This window comes from Acinetobacter vivianii, from assembly GCF_014635885.1.
Taxonomy (GTDB): Bacteria; Pseudomonadota; Gammaproteobacteria; order Pseudomonadales; family Moraxellaceae; genus Acinetobacter; species Acinetobacter vivianii.
Genome location: NZ_BMDR01000009.1, coordinates 72,495 through 88,814, shown reverse-complemented (window position 1 = coordinate 88,814; position 16,320 = coordinate 72,495). Strand labels below are relative to the sequence as shown.

Sequence of the window (16,320 nt, the reverse complement as noted above, 5' to 3'; positions counted from 1 at the left end):
CTAATCCCTTTATTTTTATAGGAATGACTCAGGCTGTTTCGCCACTGTACGAGCCGTTTGTGGGCTAATTAAACCTTTAGACACCAATGTTTTTAAACTTTGATCCAAAGTGGTCATGCCGTAGTTGGCGCCAGTTTGAATAGCAGAGTACATTTGTGCGACTTTATTTTCACGCACAAGGTTACGGATTGCTGGAATCCCGATCATGATTTCATGTGCAGCCACACGACCACCGCCATTTTTCTTTAATAGCGTTTGTGAAATGACTGCTTGTAAAGATTCAGACAACATGGCACGAACCATGTCTTTTTCTTCAGCAGGGAAGACGTCGATCACACGGTCAATGGTTTTTGCGGCAGAAGTCGTATGCAGCGTACCAAACACTAAGTGACCTGTTTCTGCCGCGGTCAATGCCAAGCGAATGGTTTCAAGGTCACGCATCTCACCGACCAGAATAATGTCAGGGTCTTCGCGGAGGGCAGAACGAAGTGCGGCATTAAAGCCATGCGTATCACGGTGTACTTCACGCTGGTTGATCAGACATTTTTTCGATTGATGTACAAATTCGATAGGATCTTCTACCGTTAAAATATGGTCATAACGGTTTTCATTAATATAGTCGATCATTGCTGCAAGCGTTGTCGATTTACCCGAACCTGTTGGGCCTGTGACAAGCACAATCCCACGAGGATAATCACAAATTTCCTTGAAAATTGTACCGAGTCCCAAATCTTCCATGGTCAACACTTTCGATGGAATGGTACGGAATACCGCTCCAGCACCACGGTTCTGGTTAAATGCATTGACACGGAAACGGGCAATATTCGGTACTTCAAATGAAAAGTCAGTTTCTAGATCTTCTTCAAAATCACGACGTTGTTTATCATTCATAATGTCGTACACTAAACGGTGTACATCTTTATGTTCAAGTGCTGGTAAATTGATACGACGTACTTCACCATCTACACGAATCATCGGAGGCATACCCGCTGAAAGGTGTAAATCTGATGCACCGTTTTTAACCGAAAAGGCGAGTAATTCTGTAATATCCATAATTTCCCCGAAACAAACTCAAAAGTCTCATTATTTTGTAGAATAATATAAGGCTTTCATTCAGGCTTACCAACACCTTAAAGAATGGGAAAGCAAAAAAACATTTCGTAAATGAGAACTGTGTCAATGAATCAATCGCAACAATCCCGCCAAACTGTTTTAAATCAAATAGAACAAGCCTGTCAGCGTGTTCAACGTGATCCTGCGACTGTGCAATTGTTAGCCGTTTCAAAGACCCATCCTGCTTCAAGCCTGCGTGAAATGTACGCAGTGGGGCAGCGCTGTTTTGGTGAAAATTATTTACAGGAAGCGCTGGAAAAAATTGAAGAACTCAAAGAGCTGGAGATTGAGTGGCATTTTATTGGTCATGTGCAACGTAATAAAACCAAGCATCTAGCTGAGAAATTTGATTGGGTACACGGGGTTGACCGTTTGATTATTGCCGAGCGTTTATCTGGCCAACGTTTGGAATCGCAAGCGCCGTTAAATATTTGTCTACAAGTGAATATTGATGGACAAGATTCAAAAGATGGTTGCCAGCCAGAAGAAGTGGCTGAACTGGTTCAGGACATCAGCCAGCTTCCACATATCCGTTTACGTGGTTTGATGGTCATTCCAGCGCCTGAAAATCATGCTGCATTTGCAGATGCCAAAGCACTATTTGATCAGGTGAAATCGCAACATGCACAGCCGCAAGATTGGGATACTTTAAGTATGGGGATGTCGGCTGATCTGGACGCTGCGATTGCAGCGGGTTCTACGATGGTTAGAGTGGGGACCGCATTGTTTGGTGCAAGGGATTATTCAGCAAAGTCTTAATAATTATTTAATTCAACAAGATGACTCCAGAATTGAATCGGTTTTGGAGTGGCTTGCGGTTGATCAAACAGTGTTTTATTTAGTTTGAATTCATTACAAAAGTAATTGATCAGGTCTGTTCCATAATAAATAATATCGGTTTGCATGATTGAAAATATGGGATTTCCCTTTTCAAGGGGGGTACTCGGAATATAACGATGAGAGTAAACAGGGATCATTTTCGGATAAGCTTTAAACTGCTCCTCAAATATTACCAGACGGTCTGAGATTTCCTCTGGTGCGGCACCCCATTGATCTAACCAAAAGCCATTTTTAATATCAAAGAGAATGCCTTCATGAGGCCCGTTGAGCTGCGCTATCAACATATTTTTCGCTTTATCGCTATGAAGTGCTTCTCTCCAGCGAGGAAATTTCCATTCATTTTCTGAAACAGGAAGTCCGTACTTTAAAAATAGCTTCAAATCAGAAGGAAAGTGAAATCTAAAAAGCTGCTCTATTGCTTCTATTTCAGTTTCTGTTAAGCCAGTGTCAAACTGGATACCGTGCTTTAATAGTTCTGTATGAAGCAATTGAATGTTCATTAGCCCACTACTTCAATCCGACTCGAACCTGATCCAACAGGTTGTACCTGAATCTGTACAGGAATCCGTTCATGCATTTCCTGAATATGCGAAATTAAGATTACTTTACGACCTTGGCTTTGCAACTGATCCAGCGCATTCATCACCATGTGCAAGGATGAGGCATCCAGCGTCCCAAAACCTTCATCAATAAACAGTGATTCGATTTTCATCGAACCAGAAGCCATATTGGCAATCGCTAATGAAATCGCAAGGGCGGTAAGGAATGATTCTCCACCAGAGAGAGAGGCAACCGAACGGGTTTCACCATCCATATCATGGTCGATAATTGCCAGACTGAGTGAGTTTTCCAAGCGCTTTAATGTATAACGTTGCGATAACATCGCCAATTGCTGATTGGCATATTCCAGCAAAATATCCAGATTGTATTGCTGCGCTAAATCACGGAAATCTTTGCCTTTAGAATCACCAATCAAGCTCGAAATCTTATTCCAGCGATGTTCCTGTTGCTGAATTTGCTGGATTTGGTCGGCAAACTGTTTTTGCTTGGCAAGGTTTTGCTGATGTAATTCGAGTTGAACTTTATATTGATCGCGTTGTTCAAGTTGCTGTTGTAGTTTTTCCTGATTTAGCTGAATCAATTCGGTCAGCTGTTGATGTTGAATCTCAGGCTGTTGCTGCTGATGCTCATTGGATAGCTGCTGCGCGGTTTTAAGCGCATAGGCTGCTTCACTCAAGACACGATCTGCATTTTGTAACGTTAAGCGAATCTGCTGTTCCTGCGTTGAAGAAATGGCTAGCAACTGACTGAGTTGCTGTTCTTTAAAATGCACATGCTGCTTCAACCATGCACCGATTTCTGTTGTGCATTGTGTGAATGATCGTTGGTTATGCTGATGCTGTGCTTTGAGCTGCTCTAGTTCATTCTTGTGTTGCTCAAAGTTTTGTCGTGCCTGTTCAAAATTCTGTTTTACTTGCTGATATTGATGCTGCACTTGCTGGCGTTGTTGGTCATGTTGATGCAACCATTCATTGGCTTTCAATTCAGTTGAACCAGCCATTGCCAGAATGAGTTGATTGGCAGCCTCACTATTTTGTTGACCCTTTTTCGCAATTTCCTGCAATTGCTGATTTAGCTCAGTATGTTGCGTGCTTAAACTATTCAGATTTGATATTAATAAATTGAGTTGTTGTGTGTTGTGCTGTTGTTGTTTGCTGAGTCCATCCGCATGATCAAGCTGTTGCAGGCGTTGTTTTAAACGCTGCACAATCTGTTGTGACTGGCGAAGCGGTTGTTCCAGCCAAAGTGTTTTCTCATCTGAATCCAGACAATCCACAATATGCTGAATCTGTCGCTGTAACTGCTGTACAGTTTCCAGTTGGTAGGCCGTGTTCTGGATAGACTGATTTAAATTAAACTGCTGTTTACTGGCCTGATTGAGCTGTTGTAATTCCTGATCAACCTGTTGTTTTGTTTGTGTAGATTGAGCGCTTAAGTGCTTTAACGATGCCTCAAGCTCGTGTTGAGCTAAATTGAAATCGAGTTGAATATGACTTTGAGCCAGATATTGCTGTAACTCTTGTTGTTGAGCGTTTAATTTTTCCTGAGTTTGTTGCAAGACTGCTTGGCGCTGTTTTTGCTCAGATTGAAGTTGGGTAAATTGTTGCTGTGTATTCTGCCAAAGCTGGAAGGATTGTTGCTCTTGTTGTAGCGCCTGTTGTTCCTGCTGTTGCTGTAATGCATATAGGGCTTTCGAAACTGGACTTTCATCCTCACGATAGGGATGTTCAGTACTGCCACAGACCAGACAAGCTTCACCTTGTTTCAGTTCAGCACGTAAATGTTCAATATTCTCGGCATGGAGTAAGCGTTGCTGTTGCAGGATAAGCTGTAATTTTTCCCGCTCGGTTTTTGCTGCCTGAAATTCACTTTCTGCTTTTTGAGTATTTTGCTCGAGCTGTTGATACTGAACTTGTATCGTATTTAGTGTGTGTTGCAGCTCTGAGACTTCATTTTTTAATTGAAAATGATGCTGTAGTTTTTGTTGAATCACATCCAGTTGATTCAGCTGAGTCAACACTTGCTCTTTCTGTGCCTGTTTCTGCTCAAGGGTGCGATCAATCTGCTGTGTTGTACCGAACTGCGTGATCAATTGCTCAAGTTGGCTTTTATCTTGCTCAAGTTTGCTTTGAGCCTGTTGAATATTCCCCAGCGTATTTTCAACTTTTTGATAATGCTGAATAAACTGCTCTAATTGTTGTACATGAGCATGCAGGCCCTTATCTAAAGCTGAGAAGTGGGCACTTTGCTGTAATTGCTCAAGGCAGGATGTCTGTTGTGTACCTATATTCTGGAGGCTCTGCTCAAGCTGTTGTTGCTGTTGTAGCAAAGGTTGTTGCTGGGTTTCGATAAGCGTCAGTCTGCTTTTGGTTTTTTTATAATCTTCGGCAATATAGTCACGTTCCTGAACGTATTTACGCACCTGACTCAACTTATCTTGATGTTGCAGCTCAAAATTTTGAAACTGTTGCAGCGCCGTTTCCGCTTGCGTATAGCGGATTTTTTCCTGCTCAAATTCTGTGGTTAAGCGACTAAACTGTTGCTGTTTTTGTTGAAGCTGTGGCTCAAGTTGTTGCAGTGTTTTTTGGATTTGCTGCTGTTGAAACACAACAGGACGAATCTCGGAAAAGATTTCCAATTGTTCAAGCAACTGGCGATCTGTTGCGAGGGCAGTATGGGCATTGAGTTGCGTTTCATGCTGCTGTTGTTTGAAGATAATTTCACTTTCAAGCTTTTGTTGTTGCTCAAACCACTGCTGTTGTTGCTTGAGTTGAGTCCGTTCGGTTTCAAGCTGCTGGACTTGTTGTTGTGTCTGTTGAAATTGAGTTTGTAAGGCAGCAACTTCCTCATCGGAACGAATTTCAATATGACCTAAAACATTTTCCAGCTGTTTGCGCTGGTTGGTCATTTCGCGGGTTTTTTCAAACGCCAGTTGCCCAATTTTGGCAAAGATACTGGAGTTGGTCAGGTATTCTAGCAATTCGCCTCGTTCAGTATCACGCGCCTTTAAAAATGCGGTAACTTCCGATTGTGCCAGTAAAACGGCACGGGTGAATTGTTCAAAACTGAGTTGGGTAATTTGCTGGATATGGCTTTCGACGGCTTTGGTTTTGTCTGCAACCACCACGCCATCCGTCAGGCATTTAAGCGAGCGTTGTACACTTTGCAATTTGCCACTGGCATTTTCACGGGCACGCTTAATTTCCCAACGCGCCTGATAATGTTTCTGATCTTGTGCCACAAAACACAGTTCAGCAAAACCATGTCCTGTACCGCGACGTAAAACGGTCAGGGGAGAGTTGGTCAGCAGCTCCGAACCATCTACGTCCAAAAGCTTGCCGTCACTTTCTTTGAGACGGGGAATTTTATTAAAGAGTGCCAGACACATGGCATCTAAAATGGTGGATTTACCTGCACCTGTTTTTCCGACAATCGCGATCAAGCCTGCATTGGCTAAAGGATCGCACTCAAAATCAATAAAGTGCTCACCCGCAAGAGATGCCAGATTTTTTAGTCGAATCGATAAAATTTTCATGGCAAATCCTTAAGAACTTTGATCATCTTCAAGTTTTTTCTGTGCTTCATTCACCAGACTTAAGAAATCTTTGGTGACTTCATCATCGGCGTGATAGCCCTTTTTCTCCCAGATCTGCTGGAATAATTTTTCTGGTGTGGGTGGCTCTAGGCTAATGCTTTGCTTGTTTTCAGCATTACTTTCATTCAATAAATATTGTCTGGAAATACGCACCAGACGGTAGCGATCCTTCGGCAAGGCATCTTCGAATTGTTGGCGTAAATTTGGCTGTGGGGGAATCGCCGTATGATATTCAATATCGACATATTCACGATGGTCAATATTTTCGATGGGGCCACTGGGTAGATTTTTAAGCTGCTGCATGACTGCTGTGAGTTCATCTTTAATTTTATGCAGTTGAATACTTCGCGGAATTGCCAATGCTTCAAAATCCAGCTTATTTTCTGGTTGGGTTGAATCAACGGTGACTTCGACCACTTGGTGCTTATAGTTGATTTCACTAAATGACAGTGGAATCGGAGAGCCACTATAACGAATATGGGGATGCTGTACCTTTTGCGGTTTATGCAGATGTCCAAGTGCCACATAATCAATACTGTCATCAAACAGGCTGGTGGAAAGTGCTTCTTCATTGCCAATAATAATCGGTCGTTCTGAGTCCGAAGTTTCTCCACCTTGCATATGTGCATGTGACATCAGAATCAAGGCCTGATCATCAGATTTGCGACGCTTGGCTTCTTCGATTAATTGTTGGTGTAGATAAGCAATCGCATTTTGGCTATTGGTGGTGTGTTCATTAAAGCCTGTGATTTCGGCTGAACGCAAGAAAGGTAGGGCAATACACCACGCGACAATCTGTTTTTGCTCATCATAAATCGGCAAAATTAAGCGTTCCAGATCTAGTGTTTTATCTTCATTCCAGCGAATTACACCAACCGTTTTGGCATTATATTTCGCCAATAATGGCTCAACCTGTTCAATTCGATAGCCCGAATCGTGATTGCCTGCGATCATGAGGGTTTGCATATGCGGTGCAAATTCATGCGCATCGGCAAGGAACTGGTAGAGCTGTTTTTGTGCCTGCGAGCTCGGATTGATGACATCAAAAATATCACCCGCAATCAGCAAGGCATGCGGTTGTTTTTGCTTGATTTGCTCAAGTAACCATGCCAGAAATTGTTCATGTTCATAATGGCGGGAATGATTATAAAAGAATTGCCCCAAATGCCAGTCAGAAGTATGAAAAAAACGCACAGTCATAAATGAATCTAAAAATGAATTGAACCAGAATAAGGTAGCACGTATTTAAGCGGAAAGGAGAATCTTACTCAGCAGAAAAGCAGTACATGATACCGCTTGATCATTTTTAAACGTTCCTCTAGTTTGAAGATAAAGTCATGATTTAAAAATGAGGACATATCAATGAGCTTAGGTAAAGTAAGCCGCGAAATTAGGGATCAGATCATGTTGATTGGCCTAGACCGCGCCGATAAACGGAATGCCTTTGATAGCCATATGATTCAGGATTTGTCGCTGGCATTGACGGAATATGAAAATGATCCAGAACTCCGTTGTGCTGTGATTTTTGCACATGGTGACCATTTTACAGCGGGCTTGGATCTGGTTGAGCTACAACCGAAAATATCCGAAGGCATTTTTAACTTTGCTGAAGAACAAATTAACCCGTGGGGAACAGCAGGCCGACATCGAAGCAAACCTGTTGTGGTGGCGGTGCAGGGAATTTGTTATACCGCTGGAGTCGAATTAATGCTGAATGCTGATGTGGTGATTGCCAGTGAAAATACAGTGTTTGGTCAGCTTGAAGTATTACGTGGCATCATGCCATTTGGCGGGGCAACGGTACGTTTTGTGCAAGCTGCGGGATGGCAAAAAGCCATGCCATATTTATTAACAGGCAAAACTTTTGATGCTAAAACGGCAGATCAATTAAACCTGATTTCCGAAATTGTAGAAAATGGGCAACAGTTGCAGCGTGCTATCGAAATTGCCAAAGACATCTGTATTTCAGCACCGCTTGCAGTACGGGCTTTATTGGCCTCTGCAACCGATGCGGTAACGCAAGGACAGACAGCAGCATTTGAGAAAATGAACAGTTATTTGATGCCGCTGTTTGAATCGCAAGATGCACAAGAGGGCGTTCGTGCCATGTTAGAAAAACGTCCACCACAGTTTAAAGGGCAATAACTGACAAAAGAAATATGGGGTCATTTTCAGCAAATATTTTTATTCAGTTATTTGGAATACTGAGAAGCTTTCTTTAAATACCTAAAACCCGCTACTGGGCATTTTCATCTATCTCGCAAATACCAAAGGTATTATGGTCAGGATCAAGAAAATAGCCTTGCCAGCAGCGATTTGGGATCGCGAATTTATCCATCGCTACAATGCCACCTAGACTGAGAATTTTAGCCGCCGTTTCATCAAAATTTTCAACTTCAATGGTACAGGTAAATGCATTGGTTCCGCATCCTGTTGGTGGAATCGCCACTGGGCGTTGTAGTAAGCCGCCGTGAATTCCCACTGTTTCAATGCGATAATATTCAATCGGGAGACCTTCCACTTTTTCGAAATTCCAGCCAAATGCAGACTGGTAAAAATGGACGTCACGTTGTGGATTGGATGACTGAATTTCAAAATAAGTGACTGCGTTCATGATTCGATTCCTTTATCTTTATTGTGCTTAACTTATTCTAAATAGAACTGGCATGAGCGTGCTGAAGCTTTATGTAAATGAGTAAACTTGTCCGATCTGGATTGAGCACTCAAGTAAATTTTATGAATTTAACTCGAATAGCGGAGATTGATTAAACATTGATGAATATAATGAAGTTAGCTGATCATCCTGAATGGTTAGATCAAGCGGCAAATTGGTTTGCCAATCAATGGGGTATTCCTGTTGAAGCGTACCGTGACAGCATTCAGATGTCGATTGAACAGCAGGATGGTGTTCCGCAATGGTATGTGATTCTAAATGACGAGCAGCAAATTATTGCAGGAGCAGGGATAATCGAAAACGATTTCCATAACCGCAAAGACCTTGCGCCAAACTTATGTGCTTTATTTGTTGAAGAGGCTTATCGCAAGCAAAATATTGCCAAAAAGTTGTTAGATTTCGCTCGAACAGATATGAAAAGGGCGGGATTTGAAAAGTTGTATCTGGTGACAGAGCTAAATGATTTCTATGAAAAGTGTGGCTGGACATTTTTAACCACGGTTCAAGATGATGAAGGTGAGCCGATCAAAATGTATGTTGCAGATACGCTTTAAAACACAAATTTTAGGCAAATAAAAACCGACGATTCGAGTGATGATAAATCGTCGGTCAAAATCTTTTTCAATGGTTCTGGCTGCTAACACAACCATTGTTAAAGATGGAGAGTCATAATGAAAGGTCACCGAAAACATTGCGGATGCCGTGCAATGTCCAATCGGTTGCTGCGACCTTGTACCCTATATAACGCTGCTGGTTGAGGATTGGTTGACATAAAAATGAAAAAAAAGTGAAAAAAATTTATAATTATTTCTTAAAGCCAGTCTAATTAGGTTTATCTTTATGATTTCATTGCGTTTGTATTATCTCTGGTTTTTTATTATTTGTTTGGCCTCGACTTTAATCGCAGGCGTGTTGGCTGCGATTTTACCAAATAGTCTGGGCGGTGTGCTCACCGCAATTCCTTATCTCATTGCCATCATTTTTGTTTTGTTTAAATTTCTCAAGCAACAACGCCGTGCGCCGACGCAGCAAGAGAAGAAACGCTTAAGTATCGGTTTTAGTCTGATCTTCTGGGGCTACAACGCATGTGGTTTATTACTGGGGCTGTATATTTTTGCGCGTAAAGATCCTGAAATCTGGCAGAATTTCTTACTCTATTTAAAACAGCCACAATTTTTACTTGCCGTTTTAGCCATGTGGTTGGTGATTGCCTTGCCGTTATTTTTAATTACGTACTGGTTCTATGGGCCGCAAGCACAAAGAATGGCCAATAAGATGTTTCACTAATTAAAGAAAGTTTACTTGTTATTCAGTTTTATTCTGCTAAGACTTAAATATAGAACGAATCAAAATCATGCGGGATGAGGGTAAGATGCAAAAGCAGACGGTTTTAATCACAGGCGCAAGTGGTTTTATTGGTTCGCATTTGTTGCCCTTCCTGTTAGAGCGAAACTATCAGATCATTGCATTAACCCGACAGCCAAATCGGGTTGCTCAGCATTCTGCGTTGCGGTGGGTGAATGATCTGGATCAAATTGAAACACAACAGATTGATTATGTGATTAATCTGGCTGGTGAAAATATTGGTGCAAAACGCTGGACTGAAAAGCGTAAGCAGCAATTAATACACAGCCGTGTTGCGGTAACCGAGCAACTGTATCAATGGCTGCAACGTAAGAAAATTTTTCCGAAGTGTATTATCTCAGGTTCTGCGATTGGCTATTACGGTATTGATCCTCAACAGCAATGGCAGCTGATTTGTGATGAAAATACAGCGCCGCAATCCATTTTTATGTCTGAGCTTTGCCAAGTGTGGGAGCAAACGGCTTTAAAGTTTAGCCAACAAAATACCAAGATTATTCGTTTAGCTGTGGTTTTTGGACAGGGTGGGATTTTGCCGCAGATGCTGTTACCAATTCGCTTGAATACTGTGGCAAAAATTGGTTCAGGACAGCAACCGGTAGTGTGGATTCATATTCAAGATGTATTGAATGCCATCCTTTTCTTGTTGCAATCTACTCATCCTCAACAGGTATATAACCTTGTTGCGCCTGATCAAATCAATCAACAACGATTTGCTCAAATAGCCTCTCATATTTTAAAGCGCAAACCTTTTATGACGGCTCCAAAATGTATCTTCGAATTGATATTGGGCGAACAATCGCAATTGATTTTAAATGGTCAATATGTGATTCCTCAGGCTTTGCTCGAACAGGGTTTCCAATTTCAATATCCAGATTTGAATGGAGCTTTGACCGAAATTCTAGCAAGACATTAAATTCTGTTGCTTTAGGCGCAGCGGTGAATACGCTTGAGGATCGACAATCGTCTCTTGTCCTAACATAAGTTGGCGCAACAGTCGGGCCGAGCCAGAACCCATACATAAGCCATTACGGAAATGTCCAAAATTGGCCCAAAGATTTTCCAGTTCAGGCATGGCACCAATATAAGGAATGCCTTGTGGAGAACTTGGGCGTAGGCCTGCCCAACGTTTCACAATCGGGAAGTGTTGTAGCTCAGGCACCATTTCCAGACATGCCGTTAAAATATCTTGCTGGGTTTGCTCATCAACTGCTGTACTAAAGCCAGTTTCGGCCATACTAGAACCACAAACAATGTGACCATCTTGGCGTGGAATCAGGTACATCACCCGATTCATACACATGGTCGGTAACCAGTTTTCAGGGGTTTTAAATAATAGCATTTGCCCTTGTACGGGCTGCACAGGAATATGGCGTTGTAGTTGCTCGGCCCATTGCTGACTCCATGCACCAGAAGTGATGACTACATGATCCGCAGTAAATTTTTGCCCATCTTCGATTTCAATTCCGAGCACTTTCTTATTCTGAATAATTAACTTTTCAACAGGGCAATGCTCAAAGAAACGAACAGCGGGATGTTGTTTTAAATAGCAAATTAACGATTGTAACAGGCGTGGATTCCGAACATTGGACAGGTGTGGGAAATAGATTGCTTGTTGGAATTGTTGGGAAATATAAGGATTAATCTGTTCAAGTTTGGAGCGATTGAGCAACTCACATTGCTGCATTGGTTCCTGATATTGGGTGGCATAATTCAAGCCAACTTCGAAATCTTCCTGATCAAAGATCAGCATGCCTGTATCGTGGATCTGAAAATCAATGCCAGTGATGGGGAGGAGCTTCTCATTCCATGTCTGATAGAGCGATTTTCCGTATTGCGCCAGTTGATTGACTTCGGGTGCATAACGCCATGGATACATTGGGGAGAGAATACCGCCACCTGCCCATGAGGCAGCTTGACCTGCTTGTTGTTGGTCAAAAATATCGACAGAGCAGCCTTGTTCAGCTAGTTCCAATGCTGACATTAAGCCGCTAATACCCGCACCAATGATGGCAATATGCATGATAAAGTTAAACCAGTTTTATTTGCTTAATTTTGTTGAGCACCCAAATTTGATCTAAATTAATAAGAATAAATACACGGCAGAGTCTTGCCGAGTTCTCAATCTATTTTAGGCTTAGCCTTCAGCTGGACTTACTTTGGTTTTGCCCAAAGTAAGCAAAGGCATTGTCATCTGCAAAACCTGTTCAATTGTTTCAGCTTTATATATTCAGCTATAAGACCAATATCTTATATCTTTTTAGTACTGCGCAGGTTGCAGATGACGTTTCCGCGTATCAAATTTAAGAACATTCTAGATTAAAAGAAATTATCTCATCTCTTTTAATTTACGTGCTGCATCTTCAGCAAAATACGTCCAGATCCCATCAGCGCCTGCACGACGGCAGCACATCAAAGATTCCAGAATCACGCTCTCAGATAACCAGCCATTCTGAATCGCACCTGCAAGCATGGCATATTCACCACTCACCTGATAGAGGAAAGTTGGCACGCCAAAAGTATCTTTTACTTCACGCACCACATCCAGATAAGGCATGCCTGGTTTAACAATCACCATATCTGCACCTTCTTGTAGATCAAGTGCAATTTCATGAAGTGCTTCGGCACGGTTGCCAATATCCATTTGGTAATTGTATTTATTGCCGCCTTTCAGGTTGCTGGCAGAGCCGACAGCATCACGGAAAGGACCGTAGAAACTAGAAGCATATTTTGCTGAGTACGCCATGATATTGGTGTAGATAAAATCATTTTGCTCAAGCGCTTGGCGGATCGCACCGATACGGCCATCCATCATGTCACTGGGTGCAATTACATCGGCACCTGCTGCAGCATGACTCAATGCCTGTTTCACTAGGCATTCGACAGTTTCATCATTTAACACATAACCTGTGTCATCAATAATGCCGTCTTGACCATGTGTGGTATAAGGGTCAAGAGCGCCATCGGTAATTAGCACCATTTCTGGTAATTCTTTTTTGAGTAGACGGCAAGTCGTTTGAACTAAACCATTTTCGTCCCAAGCGGCTTCCGCTGTTAAACTTTTATCTTCTTGTGGTGTTACAGGGAATAAAGCAAGTTTGGATACACCGAGTTCAAGCAGGGTTTCTGCTTTTTTAAGTAGTAAATCAGCTGACAAACGCTGCACATTTGGCATGCTTGGAATGTCTTGAGTTTGTTGTTGTCCTGGTAATACAAACACTGGATAAATCAAGTGATCTGCCGTTAAATGTGTTTCGCTGACCATGGCACGAAGTTGGTCATTTTTACGGATACGGCGCATGCGAGTCGCAGGAAAAGCTGGACGATTGAACGTATAAGTCATAACAATCTCGATGTTCAGTATTACACTAGGGGAATAATTGAGGTATTAAGTCACGCGAGGGAGAGCTTGGCGACTTCGCTCAATTACGAACCCCGCTATTGTAGCCCCATATTTTTAGATTTGTGCAAAATAATGGAAAGTTATTCTTTCCATTGAGTGTAGGCCGCGTATGAATGATGTAAAGAAAAACTGGACTGGCAATATTCAGTTAGGTGCAAAGGCAGATCACCAAGTGGTCTTGAAACAGTTATGTAAAGCATTTAATGCCTGTCCATTTTTTAAATACAGTGGCATGGTCATGCGAGTAGTCGATGATCAAATTGAAGCCTATGTGGAGATGCAGCCAGAACTGGTCGGGAATCTGGCATTTCAGATTTTACATGGTGGTGTGGCTGCCACGATTCTAGACAGTATTGGTGGTGTGGCGGCCATGGAGCAGCTTTATCGCCGTGCCTCACCAGAAGATTTGCCTGATACTATCAAAAAAGTATCACGCTTAGCCACGGTAGATATGCGTGTCGATTATCTGGCGCCAGGGCGTGGTAAATATTTTATTGCGCGTGCCGAAACCTTACGTTTAGGTCGTAAAGGATGCACCATGCGCATGACCATGGTGAATGATGAAGACAAACCCATTGCGACTGCAATCGCGTCTTATGCCTATTAATTTCTTAAAATAAAAATATCGAGCACCTCTCATGCAAAGTGTGAGAGGCGGCTTTCATTTCCAAGTCCATCTTTTATTCCTTTCAATTCTATTTTTATACGAGTCAATCCTGCTGTCCTCCCGTGAAACATGTCATGGCGAGCTGATCCAAAATTATTCACAAACTGGATAGAGATCTGGAAAAAGCGGATAGAGCCAAGAACTAAATCACGCTTCAATCAAGAAAAGGTTTTTATTGATTGGAGGACATAAAAATGACGACACGTAATATTGCCGAATGGCAGGATTTTATTACAGGCTGTCTCGACTTTCGCCCTAAGGATGGGGTATTTCGTATCGCACGTGATATGTTCACTGAAGCTGAACTTTTCGATTTGGAAATGGAATTCATTTTTGAAAAAGTCTGGATTTATGCCTGCCACGAAAGTGAAATTCCTAACAATCATGATTTCCTGACGGTTCAGATTGGACGCCAACCGTTAATCATTAGCCGTGATGGTCAAGGCCAACTGCATGCCATGATCAATGCCTGTGAGCATCGTGGTGCGACCTTGACGCGCGTTGCCAAAGGCAATCAATCCACTTTTACCTGTCCGTTCCATGCGTGGTGCTATAAATCAGATGGTCGTCTGGTCAAAGTCAAAGCGCCTGCTGAATATTGTGAAGATTTTGATAAGTCCAGTCGTGGCCTCAAGCAAGGACGTATTGCCAGTTATCGTGGTTTTGTTTTTGTGAGTCTAGATACACAGGCAACGGATAGCCTTGAAGACTTCTTGGGAGATGCCAAAGTCTTTCTGGATTTAATGGTAGAGCAGTCACCGACTGGCGAGTTAGAAGTTCTACAAGGCAAGTCGGCCTATACCTTTGCAGGAAACTGGAAGCTGCAAAATGAAAATGGACTGGATGGCTATCACGTCAGTACCGTGCATTATAACTATGTCTCGACCGTGCAACACCGTCAGCAAGTCAATGCAGCCAAAGGTGATGATATGGATACTCTGGATTACAGCAAATTAGGCGCAGGTGATAACCAAACCGATGATGGCTGGTTCAGTTTTAAAAATGGTCACAGCGTTTTATTCAGCGATATGCCAAATCCTGCGGTCCGTCCTGGTTATGACACCGTCATGCCTTATCTGCTGGAAAAATATGGTGCCAAGCGTGCGGAATGGGCCATGCATCGCCTAAGAAATTTGAATCTCTATCCAAGTTTATTCTTTATGGATCAGATCAGTTCACAGCTGCGCATTGTGCGTCCAGTGGCATGGAATAAAACAGAAGTGATTAGCCAGTGTCTCGCTGTAAAAGGGGAGTTAACCGAAGCGCGTCGTAACCGTATTCGCCAGTTTGAAGACTTTTTCAATGTCTCTGGATTAGGTACGCCAGATGATTTGGTGGAGTTCCGTGAACAGCAAAAAGGTTTCCAAGCGCGTCTGGAACGCTGGAGTGATATCTCTCGCGGTCATCATAACTGGTGTTATGACATGACCCCAAATGCACAAGATCTTGGAATCCGACCTGTGATTACGGGGCGTGAACTGACGCATGAAGGTTTATATGTCAATCAGCATGGTCATTGGCAACGTTTAATGCTGGATGGTTTAAATCGCAAAGCTTTAAAAATGCAGGATATTACTTATCAACTTGATACAGCAACGGAAGAGGTATAAGTCATGACTGCTGAACTACATTTTGCTGTTTCACAATTCCTTTATCAGAAATCAGAGCTATGTGACCGTTATGACTGGGATGCCTATCTGGAACTGTATGATGAAGATAGTGAATATCACATTCCGCAATGGATTGATGATCATCAGTATGTCGAAGATCCGAATCAGGGACTGTCTTATATCTATTATGCAGACCGTTCGGGTTTAGAAGACCGCGTATTCCGTATCCGTACAGGGAAAGCGGCATCGGCGACACCATTACCACGCACTCAGCACAGTATTCAAAATGTACAGGTCAAAAGCCTGCCAGATGGTTTGATCGAAGCCAGAGTCGGTTGGAGTACCTTATATAACCGTCAAGGGCTGGAAGGTTGTTTCTATGGCCATGCCACTTATCTGTTAAGACCAACCGCTGAAGGATTCCGTATTCGCCGTCAGCACACGATTTTGCTGAATGACAAAATTGATTCGGTCTTGGATTTTTATCATGTTTAA

The 16,320-nt window shown here is 42.5% G+C and carries 15 protein-coding genes; 8 read left to right on the top strand and 7 right to left on the bottom strand.

Annotation, left to right across the window (positions count from 1 at the left end):
* Window positions 1-15 precede the first annotated feature (15 nt).
* The gene (locus IEV36_RS16230; RefSeq protein WP_004770978.1) at window positions 16-1,053 is read right to left on the bottom strand and encodes a type IV pilus twitching motility protein PilT; all 1,038 of its coding nucleotides are present in this window, start codon (window positions 1,051-1,053) and stop codon (window positions 16-18) included.
* 126 nt (window positions 1,054-1,179) lie between these two features.
* On the opposite strand from IEV36_RS16230, the gene IEV36_RS16225 reads away from it, so the two are divergent.
* Window positions 1,180-1,872 carry a YggS family pyridoxal phosphate-dependent enzyme gene (locus IEV36_RS16225; RefSeq protein ID WP_005256406.1) on the top strand — a complete coding sequence of 231 codons (693 nt, stop codon included), beginning with the start codon at window positions 1,180-1,182 and terminating at the stop codon, window positions 1,870-1,872.
* Here the strand turns inward: IEV36_RS16225 and IEV36_RS16220 are convergent.
* From IEV36_RS16220 to IEV36_RS16210, 3 genes are read right to left on the bottom strand one after another with little or no spacing between them, the layout of a single operon-like run.
* Window positions 1,869-2,453 carry a hypothetical protein gene (locus IEV36_RS16220; protein ID WP_005256407.1) on the bottom strand — a complete coding sequence of 195 codons (585 nt, stop codon included), beginning with the start codon at window positions 2,451-2,453 and terminating at the stop codon, window positions 1,869-1,871. The genes IEV36_RS16225 and IEV36_RS16220 overlap by 4 nt on opposite strands.
* Entirely contained in the window at window positions 2,453-6,049 is a 3,597-nt protein-coding gene (locus tag IEV36_RS16215) for an AAA family ATPase (RefSeq protein WP_005256408.1), read from the bottom strand. Before IEV36_RS16215 ends, IEV36_RS16220 begins: the two co-directional genes overlap by 1 nt.
* 9 nt (window positions 6,050-6,058) lie before the next feature.
* Window positions 6,059-7,309, bottom strand: coding sequence for an exonuclease SbcCD subunit D (locus IEV36_RS16210; protein ID WP_005256409.1), 1,251 nt, complete (start codon window positions 7,307-7,309; stop codon window positions 6,059-6,061).
* A gap of 162 nt (window positions 7,310-7,471) precedes the next feature.
* Here IEV36_RS16210 and IEV36_RS16205 point away from each other — a divergent pair, with 162 nt between their 5' ends.
* Window positions 7,472-8,254: a crotonase/enoyl-CoA hydratase family protein gene (locus IEV36_RS16205; RefSeq protein WP_005256410.1), complete on the top strand. Its 783-nt coding sequence runs from the start codon at window positions 7,472-7,474 to the stop codon at window positions 8,252-8,254.
* A gap of 91 nt (window positions 8,255-8,345) precedes the next feature.
* Here the strand turns inward: IEV36_RS16205 and IEV36_RS16200 are convergent, their stop codons facing one another.
* The gene (locus IEV36_RS16200) at window positions 8,346-8,723 is read right to left on the bottom strand and encodes a VOC family protein (protein WP_005256411.1); all 378 of its coding nucleotides are present in this window, start codon (window positions 8,721-8,723) and stop codon (window positions 8,346-8,348) included.
* 161 nt (window positions 8,724-8,884) lie between these two features.
* Here IEV36_RS16200 and IEV36_RS16195 point away from each other — a divergent pair, with 161 nt between their 5' ends.
* The 3 genes from IEV36_RS16195 to IEV36_RS16185 all read left to right on the top strand — a co-directional run bounded on the left by IEV36_RS16195 (window position 8,885) and on the right by IEV36_RS16185 (window position 11,061).
* Window positions 8,885-9,337: a GNAT family N-acetyltransferase gene (locus IEV36_RS16195; protein WP_005256413.1), complete on the top strand. Its 453-nt coding sequence runs from the start codon at window positions 8,885-8,887 to the stop codon at window positions 9,335-9,337.
* A 286-nt stretch (window positions 9,338-9,623) separates the two neighbouring features.
* Window positions 9,624-10,070, top strand: coding sequence for an ABZJ_00895 family protein (locus tag IEV36_RS16190; protein WP_004770993.1), 447 nt, complete (start codon window positions 9,624-9,626; stop codon window positions 10,068-10,070).
* 85 nt (window positions 10,071-10,155) lie between these two features.
* On the top strand, window positions 10,156-11,061 hold the full coding sequence (locus tag IEV36_RS16185) for a TIGR01777 family oxidoreductase (RefSeq protein WP_005256415.1): 906 nt from the start codon (window positions 10,156-10,158) through the stop codon (window positions 11,059-11,061).
* Here the strand turns inward: IEV36_RS16185 and thiO are convergent.
* Both thiO and hemB read right to left on the bottom strand, forming a co-directional pair.
* Complete coding sequence (thiO, locus tag IEV36_RS16180) at window positions 11,047-12,168, bottom strand: glycine oxidase ThiO (RefSeq protein ID WP_005256417.1); 1,122 nt, start codon at window positions 12,166-12,168, stop codon at window positions 11,047-11,049. The genes IEV36_RS16185 and thiO overlap by 15 nt on opposite strands.
* A 306-nt stretch (window positions 12,169-12,474) precedes the next feature.
* Window positions 12,475-13,488: a porphobilinogen synthase gene (gene hemB / locus IEV36_RS16175; RefSeq protein ID WP_005256419.1), complete on the bottom strand. Its 1,014-nt coding sequence runs from the start codon at window positions 13,486-13,488 to the stop codon at window positions 12,475-12,477.
* Between the two features lie 169 nt (window positions 13,489-13,657).
* On the opposite strand from hemB, the gene IEV36_RS16170 reads away from it, so the two are divergent.
* From IEV36_RS16170 to antB, 3 genes are all read left to right on the top strand, one after another.
* Window positions 13,658-14,155 (top strand): thioesterase family protein, encoded by a 498-nt coding sequence (locus tag IEV36_RS16170; RefSeq protein ID WP_004770998.1) that lies wholly within the window; start codon window positions 13,658-13,660, stop codon window positions 14,153-14,155.
* Between the two features lie 254 nt (window positions 14,156-14,409).
* Complete coding sequence (gene antA / locus IEV36_RS16165) at window positions 14,410-15,825, top strand: anthranilate 1,2-dioxygenase large subunit (RefSeq protein ID WP_005256423.1); 1,416 nt, start codon at window positions 14,410-14,412, stop codon at window positions 15,823-15,825.
* A 3-nt stretch (window positions 15,826-15,828) separates the two neighbouring features.
* Entirely contained in the window at window positions 15,829-16,320 is a 492-nt protein-coding gene (antB, locus tag IEV36_RS16160) for an anthranilate 1,2-dioxygenase small subunit (RefSeq protein WP_005256425.1), read from the top strand.